Annotated in this window: 15 protein-coding genes; 7 read left to right on the top strand and 8 right to left on the bottom strand. The window is 66.5% G+C overall.

Annotation, left to right across the window (positions count from 1 at the left end):
- Positions 1 to 25: 25 nt before the first annotated feature.
- A complete protein-coding gene (gene tsf, locus B0B01_RS02100) occupies positions 26 to 901 on the top strand; it encodes a translation elongation factor Ts (RefSeq protein WP_076646850.1) in 876 nt (291 codons plus the stop codon).
- Between the two features lie 529 nt (positions 902 to 1,430).
- Here the strand turns inward: tsf and acnA are convergent.
- Positions 1,431 to 4,196 (bottom strand): aconitate hydratase AcnA, encoded by a 2,766-nt coding sequence (gene acnA / locus B0B01_RS02095; protein ID WP_076646848.1) that lies wholly within the window; start codon positions 4,194 to 4,196, stop codon positions 1,431 to 1,433.
- Positions 4,197 to 4,422: 226 nt separating this feature from the next.
- Here acnA and B0B01_RS02090 point away from each other — a divergent pair, with 226 nt between their 5' ends.
- Positions 4,423 to 5,169, top strand: a complete 747-nt coding sequence (locus tag B0B01_RS02090) for a DUF1223 domain-containing protein (protein ID WP_083945988.1) — start codon at positions 4,423 to 4,425, stop codon at positions 5,167 to 5,169.
- 63 nt (positions 5,170 to 5,232) lie between these two features.
- Here B0B01_RS02090 and B0B01_RS02085 read toward each other — a convergent pair whose 3' ends face one another.
- From B0B01_RS02085 to B0B01_RS02070, 4 genes are all read right to left on the bottom strand, one after another.
- The gene (locus tag B0B01_RS02085; protein ID WP_076649994.1) at positions 5,233 to 6,156 is read right to left on the bottom strand and encodes a lysophospholipid acyltransferase family protein; all 924 of its coding nucleotides are present in this window, start codon (positions 6,154 to 6,156) and stop codon (positions 5,233 to 5,235) included.
- Between the two features lie 348 nt (positions 6,157 to 6,504).
- Positions 6,505 to 7,602 carry a flagellar motor switch protein FliG gene (locus tag B0B01_RS02080; protein WP_234967685.1) on the bottom strand — a complete coding sequence of 366 codons (1,098 nt, stop codon included), beginning with the start codon at positions 7,600 to 7,602 and terminating at the stop codon, positions 6,505 to 6,507.
- Between the two features lie 197 nt (positions 7,603 to 7,799).
- On the bottom strand, positions 7,800 to 8,414 hold the full coding sequence (locus B0B01_RS02075; protein ID WP_076646846.1) for a L,D-transpeptidase: 615 nt from the start codon (positions 8,412 to 8,414) through the stop codon (positions 7,800 to 7,802).
- A 162-nt stretch (positions 8,415 to 8,576) separates the two neighbouring features.
- The gene (locus B0B01_RS02070) at positions 8,577 to 10,076 is read right to left on the bottom strand and encodes a CoA-acylating methylmalonate-semialdehyde dehydrogenase (RefSeq protein ID WP_076646844.1); all 1,500 of its coding nucleotides are present in this window, start codon (positions 10,074 to 10,076) and stop codon (positions 8,577 to 8,579) included.
- Between the two features lie 173 nt (positions 10,077 to 10,249).
- Here B0B01_RS02070 and B0B01_RS02065 point away from each other — a divergent pair, with 173 nt between their 5' ends.
- Positions 10,250 to 10,684: a CBS domain-containing protein gene (locus tag B0B01_RS02065; RefSeq protein ID WP_076646842.1), complete on the top strand. Its 435-nt coding sequence runs from the start codon at positions 10,250 to 10,252 to the stop codon at positions 10,682 to 10,684.
- Positions 10,685 to 10,797: 113 nt separating this feature from the next.
- Positions 10,798 to 11,295, top strand: a complete 498-nt coding sequence (gene coaD / locus B0B01_RS02060) for a pantetheine-phosphate adenylyltransferase (RefSeq protein WP_076646840.1) — start codon at positions 10,798 to 10,800, stop codon at positions 11,293 to 11,295.
- Positions 11,296 to 11,368: 73 nt separating this feature from the next.
- Here coaD and B0B01_RS13245 read toward each other — a convergent pair whose 3' ends face one another.
- On the bottom strand, positions 11,369 to 11,512 hold the full coding sequence (locus B0B01_RS13245) for a hypothetical protein (protein WP_200805399.1): 144 nt from the start codon (positions 11,510 to 11,512) through the stop codon (positions 11,369 to 11,371).
- A gap of 115 nt (positions 11,513 to 11,627) precedes the next feature.
- A complete protein-coding gene (gene gap, locus B0B01_RS02055) occupies positions 11,628 to 12,632 on the bottom strand; it encodes a type I glyceraldehyde-3-phosphate dehydrogenase (protein ID WP_076646837.1) in 1,005 nt (334 codons plus the stop codon).
- Positions 12,633 to 12,799: 167 nt separating this feature from the next.
- Between gap and B0B01_RS02050 the strand changes: the two genes are divergently transcribed.
- Positions 12,800 to 13,771 carry a DUF808 domain-containing protein gene (locus tag B0B01_RS02050; RefSeq protein WP_076646835.1) on the top strand — a complete coding sequence of 324 codons (972 nt, stop codon included), beginning with the start codon at positions 12,800 to 12,802 and terminating at the stop codon, positions 13,769 to 13,771.
- A 22-nt stretch (positions 13,772 to 13,793) separates the two neighbouring features.
- Here B0B01_RS02050 and tkt read toward each other — a convergent pair whose 3' ends face one another.
- Positions 13,794 to 15,812, bottom strand: a complete 2,019-nt coding sequence (tkt, locus tag B0B01_RS02045) for a transketolase (RefSeq protein WP_076646833.1) — start codon at positions 15,810 to 15,812, stop codon at positions 13,794 to 13,796.
- Between the two features lie 233 nt (positions 15,813 to 16,045).
- Here tkt and B0B01_RS02040 point away from each other — a divergent pair, with 233 nt between their 5' ends.
- Both B0B01_RS02040 and B0B01_RS02035 read left to right on the top strand, forming a co-directional pair.
- Complete coding sequence (locus tag B0B01_RS02040) at positions 16,046 to 16,690, top strand: hypothetical protein (protein ID WP_076646831.1); 645 nt, start codon at positions 16,046 to 16,048, stop codon at positions 16,688 to 16,690.
- 2 nt (positions 16,691 to 16,692) lie between these two features.
- Positions 16,693 to 17,106, top strand: a complete 414-nt coding sequence (locus B0B01_RS02035; protein WP_076646829.1) for a cell division protein ZapA — start codon at positions 16,693 to 16,695, stop codon at positions 17,104 to 17,106.
- The last annotated feature ends 68 nt before the right edge of the window (positions 17,107 to 17,174 follow it).

Genomic DNA, 17,174 nt, shown 5'->3' with positions numbered 1-17,174 from the left:
AAGCTGTCTTGAGGAGAACCCAGCGATGGCAGTTACTGCATCCATGGTCAAGGAACTGCGCGACACCACCGGTGCCGGCATGATGGACGCCAAGAAGGCCCTGACGGAAACCGGTGGCGACATGCAAGCCGCGATCGACTGGCTGCGCACCAAGGGTCTGGCGACGGCGGCCAAGAAATCCGGCCGCACCGCCGCCGAAGGGCTGGTCGCGGTCAGGGTCGAGGGCGGCAAGGGCGTCGCGGTCGAGGTGAACTCGGAAACCGATTTCGTCGCCAAGAACGCCGATTTCCAGAAGATGGTGGCCGACATTGCCGGGGCCGCCGTCAATGTTGCGGATATCGAGGCGCTGAAAGCGGCCGATCTGGGCGGAAAGACGGTGGAGGACACCGTGACCGCGATGATCGCCACCATCGGCGAGAACATGACGCTGCGCCGCATGGCGCAGGTTCAAGGCGACACGGTCGTTTCCTATATCCACAACGCTGCTGCCGACGACATGGGCAAGATCGGCGTGGTGGTGGCGCTGAGCGGCGGGGACGAGGCCTTCGGCCGTCAGGTCGCCATGCATATCGCCGCGGTGAACCCGGCCGCGCTCAGCGAGGCGGAGCTTGACCCGGCGGTGGTCGAGAAGGAACGCCAGCTGCAGATGGAAATCGCCCGCGAAAGCGGCAAGCCCGAAGCGGTGATCGAAAAGATGGTCGAGGGACGCATGGGCAAGTTCGTCGCGGAATCGACCCTGCTCAACCAGTCCTTCGTGATCAACCCCGACCTGACCGTCGGCGCGGCAGCGAAAGAGGCGGGCGCGACCATCACCGGCTTTGCCCGTCTGGCCGTCGGCGAAGGGATCGAGAAAAAGGACGAGGATTTCGCCTCCGAGGTCGCCAAGGCCGTTCAGGGCTGACCGACGACAAAGCGGAGCCATGAAATGGGCGGCCTTCGGGCCGCCCTTTTGCATGTCAGATGCCCCGAATGCGCGGCGCCTGCGGCCATCGGACAGCAATGCGGGGCTGCACCATCGGATGCAACCCCGCACGCTTTTGACCGCCCGTGTCATCAGGGGAGTGTGGGCAAGTCAAATATGCCGACCGCGACGCGGAGCAATACGCGCCGGAACCGGAGCCGGATCAGAACACCTTGATATTGCAAGGGTCTTTCACCGGTAACTCTTGCGAAGAGTAATCTTCGGAACAGCTTCAACATGCGCTTTTTGCGTGATGGGAAACAGTCATGGATTCCTTACCTGCCATGAATTTCCTGTCTGGTAGCTTGCCGAATCCTACGCCGGGCCTCGCGGCGCGGCCTGCGCCTCGCGCGGGGCGGGACGGCACCGGTTCCCGGCACGGAAACCGGGCCCCAGTGAATTCGCGGCGCAATGAAAAAGCCCCGGCGCTGCCGGGGCTTTTCGGTCTTTCAGGCCGATGACGACAGGGTCAGGCCTTCGCCAGATCGCGCAGCACGTAATGCAAGACGCCGCCGTGCTTGACGTATTCGATCTCGATCGCGGTATCTATCCGGCACTTCAGCGTGATGTCCCGGGTCGAGCCGTCGCCATAGGTGATGGTGCAGGGCACATCCGCCTGCGGCGTCACGGTTTCGAGCCCCTCAATGGTGAAGCTCTCGTCGCCCTTGAGCTTGAGCGTCGCGCGCGTGTCGCCGCCGGTGAACTCGAAGGGGACCACCCCCATGCCGACAAGGTTGCTGCGGTGGATGCGCTCGAAGCTTTCGGCGATCACCGCCCGCACACCGAGCAGAAGCGTGCCCTTCGCGGCCCAGTCGCGCGACGACCCCGCACCATACTGTTCGCCGCCGATCACCACGAGCGGCACGCCCTGATCCTGCCAGGCCATGGCCGCGTCATAGATCGAGGTCTGCTTGCCGTCGGGACCGAACGTATAGCCGCCCTCGATCCCGTCCAGCATCTCGTTGCGGATGCGGATATTGGCGAAGGTGCCGCGCATCATCACCTCGTGGTTGCCGCGCCGCGACCCGTAGGAGTTGAAGGCGCGCACCGGCACCTGATGCTCCAGCAGATACTGCCCGGCGGGCGAGGAATCGCGGAAGGAACCGGCGGGGCTGATATGGTCGGTGGTGATCATGTCGCCGAGCAGCGCGAGGATGCGCGCGCCTTTGATGTCGTCGATCTCGCCGGGTTCGGGGCTCATGTCCCGGAAATAGGGCGGATTGCGCACATAGGTCGACTGCGGCGGCCAGTCATAGGTTTCGCTGTCGGTGGTCTCGATCTCGCGCCAGCGGTCGTCGCCCTTGAAGACGTCCGAATACTTGTCGATGAACATCTCGCGGGTGACGGTGGATTCCACCATCTCGGCGATTTCCTTCGTGGTCGGCCAGATATCCTTGAGGAACACCGGTTTTCCGTCCTTGTCCATCGCCAGCGGATCGCGGGTCAGGTCGATGTTCATGTCGCCGGCGATCGCATAGGCCACGACCAGCGGCGGGCTGGCCAGATAATTCGCCCGCGTGTCGGGCGAGATGCGCCCCTCGAAGTTGCGGTTGCCCGACAGCACCGAGACGGCAATGAGATCGTTGTCGGTGATCGACTGCGAGATCGCGGGCTGCAGCGGACCGGAGTTGCCGATGCAGGTCGTGCAGCCGAAGCCGACGAGGTTGAAGCCGAGCGCATCCAGATCCTCCTGCAGGTCGGCGCTGCGCAGGTATTCGGCCACCACCTGCGACCCGGGCGCGAGCGAGGTCTTGACCCATGGCTTGCGCGTCAGGCCGAGCGCGCGCGCCTTGCGCGCCACGAGCCCCGCGGCCATCATCACATAGGGGTTCGAGGTGTTGGTGCAGGAGGTGATCGCCGCGATCACGACCGAGCCGTCATGCAGATAGTAATCCTCGCCCTCGACCTTGCCGGACTTGTAATGGCCGCGGTGGCCGGGCAGGTGCTCGGGCTTGCAGGCGCCGCCCTCGCCGCCCCAGCGGGAGGTGGTGTCGTCCTTGGGCTTGGGCAGGTCGCGGGTGCTGCAGACGTAATCGTGAAAGGCACTCGCGGCATTGTCGAGCGCCACGTAATCCTGCGGCCGCTTGGGGCCCGAGATCGCCGGCACCACGTCGCCCTGGTCAAGCTCCAGCACCGAGGAATAGACCGGCTCGTAATCCTTGTCGCGCCAGAGGCCGTTCGCCCGGGCATAGGCCTCGACCAGTTCGATGCGTTCTTCCTCGCGGCCGGTCTGGCGCAGGTAGCGCAGGGTTTCGTCGTCGATCGGGAAAAAGCCGCAGGTGGCGCCGTATTCGGGCGCCATGTTGCCGATCGTCGCGCGATCCGCGAGCGGCATGTGGTCGAGCCCCTCGCCGAAGAATTCGACGAACTTGCCGACGACGCCATGTTCGCGCAGCATCCGCACCACGGTCAGCAGCAGGTCGGTCGCCGTCACCCCCTCGCGCAGCGCGCCGGTGATCCTGAAGCCCACGACCTCGGGGATCAGCATGGAAATCGGCTGGCCGAGCATCGCCGCCTCGGCCTCGATCCCGCCGACGCCCCAGCCGAGCACCGAGAGCCCGTTCACCATGGTGGTGTGGCTGTCGGTGCCGACCAGCGTGTCGGGATAGGCAACGGTTTCGCCGTTCTGGTCGGTGTCGGTCCAGACCGTCTGCGACAGGTATTCAAGGTTCACCTGATGACAGATGCCGGTGCCCGGCGGCACGACACGGAAATTTTCAAATGCGCTCTGGCCCCATTTCAGGAACTGGTAGCGTTCGATATTGCGCTCGTATTCGCGCTCCACGTTGACCTGGAAGGCCCGGGGCGTGCCGAATTCATCGACCATCACCGAATGGTCGATCACGAGGTCCACCGGGTTCAGCGGGTTGATCTGCTCGGCCTTGCCACCCAGGGCCCGGATCCCGTCGCGCATGGCCGCAAGATCGACCACCGCCGGCACGCCGGTGAAATCCTGCATCAGGACGCGGGCCGGGCGATATGAAATCTCGCGCGGGTTGCGGCCGCCGTTCTCGGCCCAGGTCGCAAAGGCGCGGATGTCGTCCTGGGTGACGGTCTTGCCGTCGGCGAAACGCAGCATGTTCTCGAGCACGACCTTCAGCACCGCGGGCAGGCGGGTGAAATCGCCAAGCCCCGCCTCGCTCGCGGCGGGAATCGAGTAATAGGCATAGTCGCGGCCGCTGACGTTCAGGGTTCTTCGGCTGGCGGAGCTTTCCTTTCCAACAACGATTGGCATGATTCGGGTCTCTTTCTTCTGGGAATGTCCGGGCTGGCTGGTATCTTGTCTGTATCAACGTGCCCGTGGCTTCAATAGCAACGGGTAATTTCCGCTATCATGTATGCAAATGTATACACTAATGCCAGCCCGTTTCTCGACCACCCCCTTTCTCAACAAAGATTGATTGGTGCCCGCAGAGGCGCACCGCTAGACCGGGGACCGCAACGAAGGTGAGCCGCATTCGATGAAGCCAGTCCTCTGCCTTGCCGCCGGCCTCTGTTTCCTGTTGATAAGCTTCGCTCATGCGCAGGAAGCCGCTCCCATCGTCCCGGTGCCGGACGGGGCGGCGCAGGCGGGCCCCGTGGTCGTCGAGCTCTTCACCTCGCAGGGCTGTCCAAGCTGTCCGCCGGCCGATGCCATGCTGGCCGAACTGGCCGGGCGCGAGGATGTGCTTCCGCTCGCGCTGCATGTGGATTACTGGGATTATCTCGGCTGGGTCGATGCCTTTGCCCGCCCCCATCACACCGAGCGGCAGAAAGCCTATGCGCGGATGGAGGGCAGCAGCATGATCTATACGCCCCAGATCGTTGTTGGCGGCCAGCATGTGATTGCCGGCGCACGCCCCATGAAACTGGCCGAACGGATCATGGTCGAGCGCGGCCGTCCCGTCGGCATGGTGCTGAACGCCGAGCGGACCGGGCACAGGCTGCGGCTGCGGGCGCATGTGCTGCGCCGCCTGCCCGAGGGCGGGGCGCTTCTGGTGCAGCTCGTGCGCTATGCGCCGCTGCGGCGGGTCGAGATCACCGGCGGCGAGAATGCCGGGCACCATATCGACTATGTGAACGTGGTCGAGGAATGGGAGACGCTCGAACGCTGGGACGGGCGCGCGCCGCTCGACCTCAGCACCGAGCTTCCGGGCGAGGCGGCGGCGGCGGTGCTGATCCAGCGCGAGGGGCCGGGCCCGATCATCGCCGCGGCTCGGGTGCGCTGACCCGGGCGTTCGCCCGCCGGCCTTTTGCGCCCGCCCCTTGGCGCGGGGGGCGCGGTCTCGGCGTCAGCCTTCGGGCGCCGTCACCCGGGCAGAGGGCGTCAGCCAGGGCTTCCAGCGGCGGTGGATCCAGAACCATTGATCCATATGGGCACGCACCACCTGTTCCAGCCCGTCATTGATCGCCTGGGTCATGGTCAGCGGGTCGCTGTGGGGAATCTCCTCCTGCACCACCAGGTCGAAATTCAGCCCGTCCGCCGCCCGCAGCGCATAGGCGGGGATGAGTGCCGCGCCGTATTTGAGCGCAAGCTCGGCCGGGACGGTGGATGTCGGCGCGATCTGGCCGAAGAACCGCAGCGGCGCGCCGCCGTGGACATAGGTGTCGCCCACGATCGCGATCATCCCGCCCGCCCGCAGGTGGCGCACCATGGCGATCATGCCGCGCGGGCCCTGCTCGAACAGGGGCTCGCCGGTGCGCCGCAGCGCCGCGACGTAATGGGCGTTGAAATAGGGGTTGCTCATGCGCCGGTAAAGCACCCCCATCTCGAACCCCCGCGCCGCGAGCCCGGCCCGCCCGGCCAGGTAGTTGCCGATATGGCCGGTCATCAGGATGACGGGCCGCCCGGCCACGCGTGCCGCTTCGAGCGCGGCAAATCCCGGCCCCGTGATCGGCGCGGCCCGGGCATGTTCGAGAAACGGGCGCCCGGCATAAAGCTCGATCATGGACCGCCCGGCATTGTCCGGGACGGCGCGGCAAAGGCGCCGGATTTCCGCCTCCGGCAGGCCGGGGCAGGCATGGGCGAGATTGGCGCGCACCCGCTTGTCGTAACCCGCAAGCGGGGCCAGCCGCGCGGTCAGCCGGCCCATCATCGGCACCCGCCAGCCATAGGGCACGAGCCCGGCAAAACGGATCAGGTTCCGCAGGAAAAAATCGCTTGTCCAGTAACGCGCACGCCGCGACCAGGGAAGGGGTTCGGTTTCATTCGCCATGATCGCCCGGAACGGAAAACATTCGACAGGCCGCAGATACACGCGCAGCAGCGGCACGACAAGCATGGGGCGCGTGCGCGCACCGCACCGCGCTGCGCGACTGGTTGACCGGCCCGGGGATGGTGGATCGTCCAGGCAGGCATGAAGGGGCGCGCGCGCATGCGCCAGCGACGAATGGCGCCGGTCCTGCGCGCGACGCCGCATATCCGCAACCCCGGCGGGATGCCGTCCCGCCTGCGCTGCGTTGCGTCGCGGGTCGCGTATCGCGATTGATCCGGCCGGCCGTGAATGCGGCAAGCCATGCCGTCTGCCCGTCTCAAATCGGCGCAGCGCGGGGGGCGGGAGGTGTCAGTCCGGCGTCTCTTCCCCGGGAGGGACCAGTTCGATTTCTCCCGCCCGTGCAAGGTCGCGGATCGCGGCGACCACCGCGCCCATGGCGATTTCACCGTCGCGCGGACGCACCGTGCCGCGTTCCTCGATCTGTTCGCGCAGGGAATCGGCCATCCGGGTCGAGAGATTCGCAAGAAGGAAATCGGCCGCCGCGGCGCTGGCGGGGTCGTCCTTCGCGGCGGTCAGCGCCGCGATCAGCTGGTCCTGCTCCACCGCGCGGATCACGCGGGGCACGTCGCGCGGTGTCACGCGGGCCGGAATATGGGGAAAGGTGAAAATGGCCCGGCGCACGAGTTTCGCCAGTTCGGCATCCGTTTCGTCAAGGCCGCTCAGCATGTCGTCGCGCGTGAGGCTTGCCGACTGGGTAAGAATCTCGCCGATCCGCTCGTCCGGCGCATGGGCAAAGGCGACCGGCGGTTTCCGGTCAAGCTGGCTTGCCAGCGAAAGGCCGATGCGATCAACGGCATCCGGGGTGACGGCGCCGGTCTGCGAGATCGCATAGGTGATGCGGCGTGCGAGCGGGCCGGGCAGGTGGCCCAGCAGTTCGGCGGCCTTTGCGGTCTCGAGCTTGGACAGGAGCACCGCCGCCACTTCGGTGCTTTCCGTCTCGGCGATGGTTTTCAACTCGTCGAGCGGCAGCGCCTGGAGCCGCAGCCAGGGATCGCCGGCGCGGCGCACCCCGGCCTCCTTGCGCAGGCGCTCGGCGGTTTCGGCGCTGATGGTGCCGTCGAGCACGGAAAGCGCCTCGGCGATGCCGCGCGGAAAGGTCAGCCCGATTCCGTCAAGCGCCTGGGCGAATTCCTCGACCACCGCTTCGAGCGCATGACGCTCGATCAGCCCCATGCGCCCCATCTGCCGCGCGAGGCGCAGCTGGAGATCCTCGGGCAGGTCCTCAAGCGGCAGATCCGCGCCCTCGTTCAGCAGCAGGCGCACGACGATCGCGGCCTTTTCGCTCGGGCCGAAAGACACGGGCGGCACCGCGACCGCGGCCGCCTTGTCCGCCCGGCGCGCGGGCAGGTCCGTGGTTGCACTCCGCTCCTGCATGGTCACCCTCATACGATCAGCCGCGCCTTTCAGTCATGGAGTGTCGACACTAGCGGCAAAGGAATGAAGAAAGTCCTAGCGTGGTCCGGGCCGGCCCATCGGGCAGGGCCTTGGCGGCCCGGTCCGGGGAACGCCGTGCAACCCGTTTCCGGCAACGAAAAAAGCGCCCCGGACAGGGCGCTTTCCATCGCTTGCGGCTGTGCGGCGGATCAGATGATCCGCACCTGGGTGCCGATCTCGGTCAGTTCGAAAAGCTGCTTGATATGCGGATTGTAAAGCCCGATGCAGCCCGAGCTGCTCTGGCGCCCGATCTTGCGCGTGTCATGGGTGCCATGGATCAGATAGGCGGGCCAGGTCAGGTACATCGCATGGGTGCCGAGCGGGTTGCCCGGGCCCGCGTCCATGAAGGCCGGCAGGGAGGGGTCGCGTTCGCGCATGTTGGCGGTCGGCGTCCAGGTGGGGCCGACCTTCTTGCGCACGACGCTGGTATAGCCCCGCTTGGTCAGTTCGTCGCTCATGGGAACCGAGGTCGGGTAAAGGCGATAGGTCTCGTTGTCCCCGCCCCAGTAATGGACCGCGCGGCTCACGGTGTCGCAGAGAATTGCCCCCTTGCCGAGCGAATCGAAATGGTCGCGCCAGTCCTGCCAGATGAAGGCGGAGCTGTTGCGCTTGACCGGATACTGGTCGCGGATGGCCGGCTCGACCGCCGGAAAGGCCTCGTCGACCGGCATTGGCACGTCCTGCGCCCGCAGGATGGCGGGTGTGAACAGGACCGCGCCTCCGGCAAGAAGGACGCGACGGCGGGAAAAGCGCGAATCTGACATGTGACTGCCCTGAAGTTCCAATGAAATTGTTGCGCAATATATTCCTGCGCCCGGTGGAAATGAAGCATGACGAACGGAGCTTCGCGCGGATGTGATAACTCTCCCACAGGGGCGGGGCCGGTCTGTGGCGGATTTGCGCCAGGCTCAACCCCCTAAGGGCGGTCACTCCATCACCGGGATGCTGAAATCACCGCCTTCCCGGATGCCGCTTGGCCAGCGCGAGGTCACGACCTTGGTCCTGGTGTAGAACTTGAAGGAATCCGGGCCATACTGGTTCAGATCGCCGAAGGCCGATTTCTTCCAGCCGCCGAAGCTGTGATAGGACAGCGGCACCGGGATCGGAAAGTTGATCCCGACCATGCCCACATTCACCCGTTCGGTGAAATCGCGGGCGGTGTCGCCGTCGCGGGTAAAGATCGCGACACCGTTGCCGTATTCGTGGCTCGAGGCCATGGCGAGCGCATCCTCGTAGCTGGGCGCGCGCAGGGTGGTGAGCACCGGGCCGAAGATTTCCTTGCGGTAGATGTCCATTTCGGTGGTGGCGTGGTCGAAAAGATGCGCACCGACGAAAAAGCCGTTCTCGTAGCCCTGCAGGTGAAAATCGCGCCCGTCCACCACGAGTTCCGCCCCCTGGTCGATGCCCGACTGCACGAGCCGGGCGATATTGTCGCGCGCGGCCGCGGTGACGACGGGGCCGAAATCCACGTCGTCGCCGCCGGTATAGGGACCGATCTTCAGCGCCTCGACCCGCGGGACGAGCTTTTCCATCAGCCGGTCGGCGGTGGCATCGCCCACGGGCACGGCGACCGATATGGCCATGCAGCGTTCGCCCGCCGCGCCATAGCCCGCACCCACCAGCGCATCGGCGGCCTGGTCCATGTCGGCATCGGGCATGATGATCATGTGGTTCTTGGCGCCGCCGAAACACTGCACCCGTTTGCCGTTCGCGCAGCCCCGCGCATAGATGTATTCGGCGATCGGGGTCGAGCCGACAAAGCCCACCGCCTGGATGACGGGGCTGTCGAGCAGGGCATCGACCGCCCCCTTGTCGCCGTTCACCACCTGAAGCACGCCGTCGGGAAGCCCGGCCTCGGACATCAGTTCGGCCAGCATCAGCGGCACCGTGGGGTCGCGTTCCGACGGCTTGATGACGATCGCATTGCCGCAGGCGATGGCGGGGCCCATTTTCCACATCGGGATCATGGCCGGAAAGTTGAACGGCGTGATGCCGGCGACCACGCCGAGCGGCTGGCGCATGGAATAGATGTCGATGCCGCGGCTGGCGTTGCCGCTGTATTCGCCCTTGAGCAGATGCGGCGCGCCGATGCAGAACTCGATCACCTCGAGCCCGCGCTGCACGTCGCCCCGCGCATCGGGAAGCGTCTTGCCATGTTCGCGCGACAGGGCTTCGGCCAGCTTGTCCATGTCGCGGTTGAGCAGGCGGACGAATTCCATCAATACCCGGGCGCGCCGCTGCGGATTGACGCCGGCCCAGTGCTGCTGTGCCCGCGCGGCGCCCTCGACAGCCTGCGCGACCTCCTCGGCGCTTGCGAGCGGAACCCGCGCCTGCACCTCTCCGGTCGCCGGGTTGAAGACATCGGCAAAGCGCCCCGATGTTCCGGTGACATGCTGTCCGTCGATGTAGTGAGTCAGTTCCCGCATGGCAGTTTCCCTTCGGCTATGAGGCGAGGATAGGCGAGCATGACTCCGCTGAACAGGGGAGGCGCTCTCCGCGGAGCGCCGCCGGATATTTCTGCACCTGCACAACCGCTTGACTTTTTCTGTTGTTGCCCTGAAGATTTCATACACGAAATAATGTTGCGGAGGTTCGCGCCATGCTTGTTCAGCAGATCCTGAAGGGAAAGCCGCAGGCCGGGATTCTGACCGTCAGCCCCGATGCGACCGTTGCCGAGGCGGCGGTGATTCTCGCCCGGCACCGGATCGGGTCGGTCGTGGTCTCGGCCAATGGCGAGGTGCCCGACGGCATGCTTTCCGAACGTGACATCGTGCGCGAACTTGCTGGAACGGGTCCGGCCTGCCTGTCCGGCAAGGTGAGCGAATACATGACCGCGCGGGTCGAGACCTGCACCACCAGCGCCAGCGCGCAGGAACTGCTCGAGCGCATGACCGAAGGCCGCTTCCGCCATATCCCGGTGGTCGAGGATGGCCGGATGGTCGGGCTCGTCAGCATCGGCGACGTGATCAAGGCCCTGCTTTCGGAAACCGCCATGGAGAAGAAGGCGCTGGAACGGATGATCATGGGACGGTGATTTGGATGCCGGCCATGCCGGCCCCCGCCGGCATGGCGACCGAAGACGGCTTGATCCGCGCCGGCGGTTGTGGTCGTGTGCGCCCCGTTGCTTGACCGACAGGGGGCCATCGGATGCGCATCGGACTTTATGCCGGAACCTTCGATCCGATCACGCTGGGACATATGGACATCATCCGCCGCGCCGCCGTGCTCGTGGACCGGCTGGTGATCGGTGTCGCGATCAACCGGGACAAGGGGCCGCTGTTCTCGCTCGAAGAGCGCGTGACCATGATCGAACACGAATGCGAGGCGCTCAGCCGGCAGACCGGGATCGAGATCGTGGCGCATCCCTTCGAGAACCTGCTGATCGACTGCGCGAACGACGTGGGCGCCCAGATCATCCTGCGCGGATTGCGGGCGGTGACCGATTTCGAATATGAATACCAGATGGTCGGCATGAACCGCGTGCTCGACGACACGATTGAGACGGTGTTCCTCATGGCCGATGCCAAGCATCAGGCGATCGCGAGCAAGCTCGTGAAGGAAATCGCGCGCCTTGGCGGTGATGTCTCGAAATTCGTGACGCCCCGCGTGAACACGGCCCTGCTCGAGCGGCTGGGACGGGGCTGACCGCCGCCGGGGCGGGTCTGTCCAGACGGTGATGGTAGACGGGGGGACGGTGCGGGCGTTACGCGCGCGCCCGTCAGCGCCAGAAGGCGATCCACTCGATCAGATCGAAAAGCCGCCGGGCCAGAAACACAAGATGCGTGCCGCCGAAAACCAGCAGCTCGAGCGCGAGCAGGGCGCCAAGCAGCAGGGCAAGCGCAAGCCAGCGCACCAGCGTCATCGGCCCACCATCGGGCGGCCCACCATCGGACGGGCCACCATCGGGCGGGCCGCCTGTCCGGCGCGTCGCCGCGCCGGGAGCCCGGACCATGAGCGGGAGCGGGGCGCCACGGCCGTCAGCCGTTCAACTGCCCCATCAGCACCGCCACATCGGCCATGCGCACGGAAAAGCCCCATTCGTTGTCATACCAGGCCAGCACCCGCACCATGCGCCCGTCTACAACGCGGGTCTGGTCGGGGGCGAAGACGCTGCTTTCCTCGGTGTGGTTGAAATCGATCGACACCTTGGGTTCGCTGTCATAGCCGAGCACGCGCCCGATCGGGCCCTTGACCGCATCTGCCACGGCGGCGTTCACGTCCTCGACCGTCACGTCGCGCGCGGCGCGGAATGTCAGGTCCACGGCCGAGACATTGGGCGTCGGCACGCGGATCGCCGACCCATCAAGCCGCCCCTTGAGGCGCGGCAGCACCTCGCCCAGCGCCTTCGCCGCTCCGGTCGAGGTCGGGATCATCGACATGGCGGCGGCGCGGGCGCGATAAAGATCCTTGTGACGGCGGTCGAGCGTCGGCTGGTCGCCGGTATAGGCGTGGATCGTGGTCATGATGCCGTGCTCGATGCCGATCGCCTCGTCCAGAACCTTGGCGAGCGGCGCAAGGCAGTTGGTGGTGCAGGAGGCGTTCGACACCATCACGTCGCCCTTTTCCAGCGTGTCCTCGTTCACGCCGAACACCACCGTCTTCTGCACATTCTTGCCCGGAGCCGAAAGCAGGACCGATTTCGCCCCGCGCTGCAGGTGCACATTGGCCTTTTCACCGTCGTTGAACTTGCCGGTGCATTCCAGCACCACGTCGCAGCCCGACCAGTCGAGCTCGTTCGGGTCATAGGTCGAGAACATCTCGATCTCGCCCCGGCCGAGGTCGAGCATGCGCTCGCCGGTCCTGATCTCGCCGGGAAAGCGGCCGTGCACACTGTCGTACCGCAGCAGATGCGCCGCCGTGTCGATCGGCCCGGTCGCGTTGGCCTTGACCACGCGGATGTCGTCACGTCCGCTCTGGGCTATATATGACAGGGTGCAGCGGCCGATACGGCCAAATCCGTTGATGCCGACGTTGATGGTCATGACTCTGTTCGCTCCTGATCCGGGGTTCCTTGGGGATATAGCCGGGAGGTCCGCGGATAAAAAGGGAGGAAAAGCCGCATTATGAGCGTGTTAGCGCAAACCCCGGCGAGCGGCGCAGAGGCAGCCGCGGCCCGGTCCCGGCCCCGGGCGGGCAGGGCGGGGCAGCGATGAGCGGGCTGCTCGCGCTGCTTGACGATGTTGCGGCGATTGCCCGGCTTGCGGCGGCATCGCTCGACGACATCACTGGCCAGGCCAGCATGGCCGGGGCCAAGGCCGCAAGTGTGGTGATCGACGATGCGGCGGTTACGCCGCGCTATGTCCACGGGATCGCGCCGGCGCGGGAACTGCCGCTGATCTGGCGCATCACAAGAGGATCGTTGCGCAACAAGCTGATTTATCTGCTTCCTGTCGCGCTGCTGCTCTCGGGGTTTGCGCCATGGCTGATCACGCCGCTCTTGATGCTGGGGGGAACCTATCTGTCGCTCGAGGGTGCGGAAAAGATCGTTCATGCGTTCGGCTCTGGCCATGACAAGGCCGAAGAACAGGTGGCGGGCGCCGTCGCGCTCGAGGAGCAGAAAGCCCGGGGCGCCATCCGCACGGATTTCATTCTCTCGGCCGAGATCATGACCATCGCCCTGGCCGCCATCCCGCACGAGACCATCTGGAAGGAGGCACTCGTCCTCGCCGTCGTGGCCATCGGGATAACGGCGCTGGTCTATGGCAGCGTCGCCCTGATCGTGAAGGCCGATGATTTCGGCCTGTTCCTCGCACGGCGCGGCCGCAGTGGTGCGGTTCGGGCCTCGGGGCGCGTGATCGTGCGCGCAATGCCCCATGCGCTGCAACTGCTGAGCACGATCGGCACGGCGGCGATGCTCTGGGTGGGCGGGGCGATCCTGCTGCACGGGTCTGCGGACCTGGGCCTGGACGGGCCGGCCGCGCTGGCGCATGACATCGGGGCGATGGTGGCGGCGCCGCTGCCCGAACCGCTTGCCGCCGCGGGGATGTGGCTTGGAGAGGCCGCCGCCGGGGGTATGCTCGGGCTTGGGGCCGGTCTTGTGCTGCTGCCGCTGGTTCAGAAGATCGCCATGCCCCTCGCGCGCAACGCGGCGCGCGGGGTGCGGCGGCTCATCGGTCGCTAGCCGCCGCTAGCCGGGGCCGGCATCAGCCCAGCAGGTCGCGCGCCTTTTGCGCCACCGCATCGGCGGTGATGCCGAAGAACCGGAACAGGTCACCGGCCGGAGCCGAGGCGCCGAAGCTGTCCATGCCGATGAAGGCGGCCTTGCCCTCGCGCCCGCGTTCGCCCAGAAGCCAGCGGTCCCAGCCGAGCCGCACGGCGGCCTCGATGCCGATCCGAACCGCACCGGCAGGCAGCACGCGGCGGCGATAGCTGTCCTCCTGTTCGGCGAAAAGCTCCATGCAGGGCATCGAGACGACGCGGGTGCCGATATCCTGCGCCTGCAGCAGGTCGCGCGCCTTGAGCGCGATCTCGACCTCGGATCCGGTCGCGATCAGGATCACCTGCCGCTTGCCCACCGCATCGGCCAGAACATAGGCGCCCCGCGCGGTCAGGTTGCGCGTCGTGTGTTCGGTGCGCACCGTGGGCAGGCCCTGCCGGGTGAGTGCCAGCACCGTGGGCGTCCGGGTCGAGGTCAGCGCGAGTTCCCAGGCCTCGGCGGTCTCGATCGTATCGGCGGGGCGGAACACCCGCATGTTGGGCGTTGCGCGCAGCATGGCCAGATGTTCGACCGGCTGGTGCGTCGGGCCGTCCTCGCCCAGGCCGATGCTGTCATGGGTCATGACAAAGACGGTCGGGATCTCCATCAGCGCCGCGAGCCGCACCGACGGGCGGGCGTAATCGGTGAAACAGAGAAAGGTGCCGCCATAGGGGCGGATGCCGCCGTGCAGCGCCATGCCGTTCATCGCCGCGGCCATGGCATGTTCCCGGATGCCGTAATGGATGTAGCGCCCCTTGCGGTTGTCCAGGTCGAAAATCCCGAGATCCGCGGTCAGCGTGTTGTTCGACCCCGTGAGGTCGGCGCTGCCGCCGACGGTTTCGGCCATGATCGGGTTGACGACCTCGAGCACCTTTTCCGAACTTGCCCTTGTCGCGAGCTTGGGCGCGGAGTCGCTCATCTGCTTCTTGAGCGCGCGGATGGTCGCCGCAAGCCGTTTGGGGGCCTCGCCCGCCTCGATACGTTCGAACTCGGCGCGCTTGCGGTCGGACAGGGCGGCAAGGCGGCCCTCCCAGTCGTCGCGCAGGGGCGCGCCCTTCGCGCCGATCGCTTCCCAGGCGGATTTCACCTCGGCCGGAACCTCGAAGGGGCCGCCGGTCCAGCCATAGGCGGCCTTGGTATCGAGAAGCTGCTGGTCGTCGGTCAGGGCCCCGTGCGCCTTTGCCGTGTCCTGCGCCACATGGCCGAATCCGATATGGGTCTTGCAGGCGATCATGGTCGGGCGGTCATTGTGGCGCGCGCGGGTCAGCGCGTCGTCGATCATGGCCGGGTCGTGGCCGTCGATCTCGATCACCTCCCAGCCGGCGGCGCGGAAGCGCCCGGGCTGGTCGGTGGTGTCGGAAAGCTCGCGCTTGCCGTCGATGGTGATGTTGTTGTTGTCCCAGAGCAGGATCAGGCGCGACAGTTTCTGCCGCCCGGCCAGGGTGATGGCCTCCTGGCTGATGCCCTCCATGAGGCAGCCGTCGCCCGCCATCACGTACGTGTAATGATCGACGATCCTGCTTCCGAAGCGGGCGCGCAGGATTTCCTCGGCGATGGCGAAGCCGACCGCATTGCCGACCCCCTGGCCGAGCGGCCCGGTCGTGGTCTCGATCCCGCGTGCGAGCGTGTTCTCGGGGTGGCCCGCGGTCTTTGCGCCGAGCTGGCGGAAATTGCGGATTTCCTCGAGCGTGATATCCGGGTTCCCGGTCAGGTAGAGCAGCGCGTAAAGCAGCATCGACCCGTGACCGGCCGAGAGGATGAAACGGTCGCGATCCGGCCATTCGGGGCGGGCCGCGTCGAATTTCAGGTGCTTCTCGAACAGGACCGTGGCAACATCGGCCATGCCCATGGGCATGCCGGAATGGCCGGAATTGGCGGCATGAACCGCATCGAGCGTCAGGGCGCGGATCGCGGCGGCCTTGAACCAGTGGTCGGGGTTTGCTTTGCGCAGGGCGTTCAGATCCACGGGACGCTTCCTTTCACCATGTCGGCATGTGGTTGCTGCATATGCAGCGGCCCCTGAAAGTTCAAGCGCAAGCGGCATTGCAGGCGCCGCCGAATGCGCCAAGTGGTTGAAAGCGAAGGAGAGGCATTTTAAGCAGATATTGGCAAATGCTGATTGAGACTGCCTGACGACGATTCGTGTCTGACAGAACCAGGCTGCGGGATCGACGCGAGGCGCAGGAAAAAGGTGCCGGGATGAGCGAGATCGACGATTTGCAGCGCCGCGTCATGGCTGCCATGGAACGTGTCGGCAGGGCCTGCGACATTCTCGCGGCCAGAAGCCAGGCGGGGCCGTCCGGCGGCACGGGTCCGGATGCGGAATCGGACACCGCGCTCGGTGCGGCGCCGGAACTCGCCGCGCTCGAGGCGGCTCTTGACGAGGAAAGGACCGCCAATGCCCAGCTCGAGGCGCGGGTCCGCCGCCTGAAGGAGCGGCTGCGCAGCCAGCGGGCCAGCCACGCCGAGGAACTGGCCTCTGCCCAGACCGGGGAGGAGGACGGCGACGACGAGGGCGGCGAGGGCGGCGAGGGTGGTGGTGCCGGATCTGCGCAACTGCGCCGGGAACTCGCGGCGCAGACCGGGGCGCTGGCCGCGCTCGACGCGGATCTGCAGCGGCTGCGCAAGGCCAATGACACGCTGCGCGCCAGCAACGAGGCGCTGCGCCACGCCAACCAGTCGGGGATCGGAGAGCCCGAACTGGTCAATCAGGCCATGGCGGCCGAGATCGAGGGGCTGCGCGCGACGCGGGCCACCGAACTGGCCGAGGCCAACGCGGTGCTGGCGCGGCTTGAATCGCTGCTTGCCGGCACGGCCGATCTGCCCGAAGGGGAGGAACACTGAAGATGCCCGAACTCATCATCCAGATCGGCGGCCGCGATTTCGAGGTCTCCTGCCAGGCCGGGGAAGAACCCTATCTCGAGGCCGCCGCGCGGCTGCTCGACAACGAGGCGCAGGTGGTCTCGCAGGAGATCGGGCGGATGCCCGAGGCGCGGATGCTGCTGATGGCCGGGCTCCTGCTGGCCGACAAGACCGTCGCGCTCGAGGAACGGGCCCGCGCGGCGGAAACCGAACTTGCCAGGCTGCAGGCGCGCCCGGCGCCGGTCCCGGAACGGGTCGAGGTGCCGGTGGTGCCGGGCGCGGTGGTCGATACGCTCGCAGAGCTTGCCGCGCGGATCGAGGCGCTGGCCGATGCGATGGAAGAATCCGCGGGCGATGCGCTGGACGGCATCCGCGGCAAGCAACCGGACGGCCCGTAACCGGGCATGTCGGTGCCCATCAGCGCCGTTTCGACAGGATGGTGCGGGTAACGCCATGCAGGACCGGA

Source organism: Pontibaca methylaminivorans, from assembly GCF_900156525.1.
Classification (GTDB): Bacteria; Pseudomonadota; Alphaproteobacteria; order Rhodobacterales; family Rhodobacteraceae; genus Pontibaca; species Pontibaca methylaminivorans.
Note: the sequence above shows the minus strand (reverse complement) of the source record. Positions and strands in the feature narration are given on the sequence as shown.

What these genes read in the sequence shown, in the direction of transcription:
- tsf (WP_076646850.1), top strand. Translation starts at nt 26, where the DNA reads ATGGCAGTTACTGCATCCATGGTCAAGGAACTGCGCGACACCACCGGT.
- acnA (WP_076646848.1), bottom strand. Translation starts at nt 4,196, where the DNA reads ATGCCAATCGTTGTTGGAAAGGAAAGCTCCGCCAGCCGAAGAACCCTG.
- B0B01_RS02090 (WP_083945988.1), top strand. Translation starts at nt 4,423, where the DNA reads ATGAAGCCAGTCCTCTGCCTTGCCGCCGGCCTCTGTTTCCTGTTGATA.
- B0B01_RS02085 (WP_076649994.1), bottom strand. Translation starts at nt 6,156, where the DNA reads ATGGCGAATGAAACCGAACCCCTTCCCTGGTCGCGGCGTGCGCGTTAC.
- B0B01_RS02080 (WP_234967685.1), bottom strand. Translation starts at nt 7,602, where the DNA reads ATGAGGGTGACCATGCAGGAGCGGAGTGCAACCACGGACCTGCCCGCG.
- B0B01_RS02075 (WP_076646846.1), bottom strand. Translation starts at nt 8,414, where the DNA reads ATGTCAGATTCGCGCTTTTCCCGCCGTCGCGTCCTTCTTGCCGGAGGC.
- B0B01_RS02070 (WP_076646844.1), bottom strand. Translation starts at nt 10,076, where the DNA reads ATGCGGGAACTGACTCACTACATCGACGGACAGCATGTCACCGGAACA.
- B0B01_RS02065 (WP_076646842.1), top strand. Translation starts at nt 10,250, where the DNA reads ATGCTTGTTCAGCAGATCCTGAAGGGAAAGCCGCAGGCCGGGATTCTG.
- coaD (WP_076646840.1), top strand. Translation starts at nt 10,798, where the DNA reads ATGCGCATCGGACTTTATGCCGGAACCTTCGATCCGATCACGCTGGGA.
- B0B01_RS13245 (WP_200805399.1), bottom strand. Translation starts at nt 11,512, where the DNA reads ATGACGCTGGTGCGCTGGCTTGCGCTTGCCCTGCTGCTTGGCGCCCTG.
- gap (WP_076646837.1), bottom strand. Translation starts at nt 12,632, where the DNA reads ATGACCATCAACGTCGGCATCAACGGATTTGGCCGTATCGGCCGCTGC.
- B0B01_RS02050 (WP_076646835.1), top strand. Translation starts at nt 12,800, where the DNA reads ATGAGCGGGCTGCTCGCGCTGCTTGACGATGTTGCGGCGATTGCCCGG.
- B0B01_RS02040 (WP_076646831.1), top strand. Translation starts at nt 16,046, where the DNA reads ATGAGCGAGATCGACGATTTGCAGCGCCGCGTCATGGCTGCCATGGAA.
- B0B01_RS02035 (WP_076646829.1), top strand. Translation starts at nt 16,693, where the DNA reads ATGCCCGAACTCATCATCCAGATCGGCGGCCGCGATTTCGAGGTCTCC.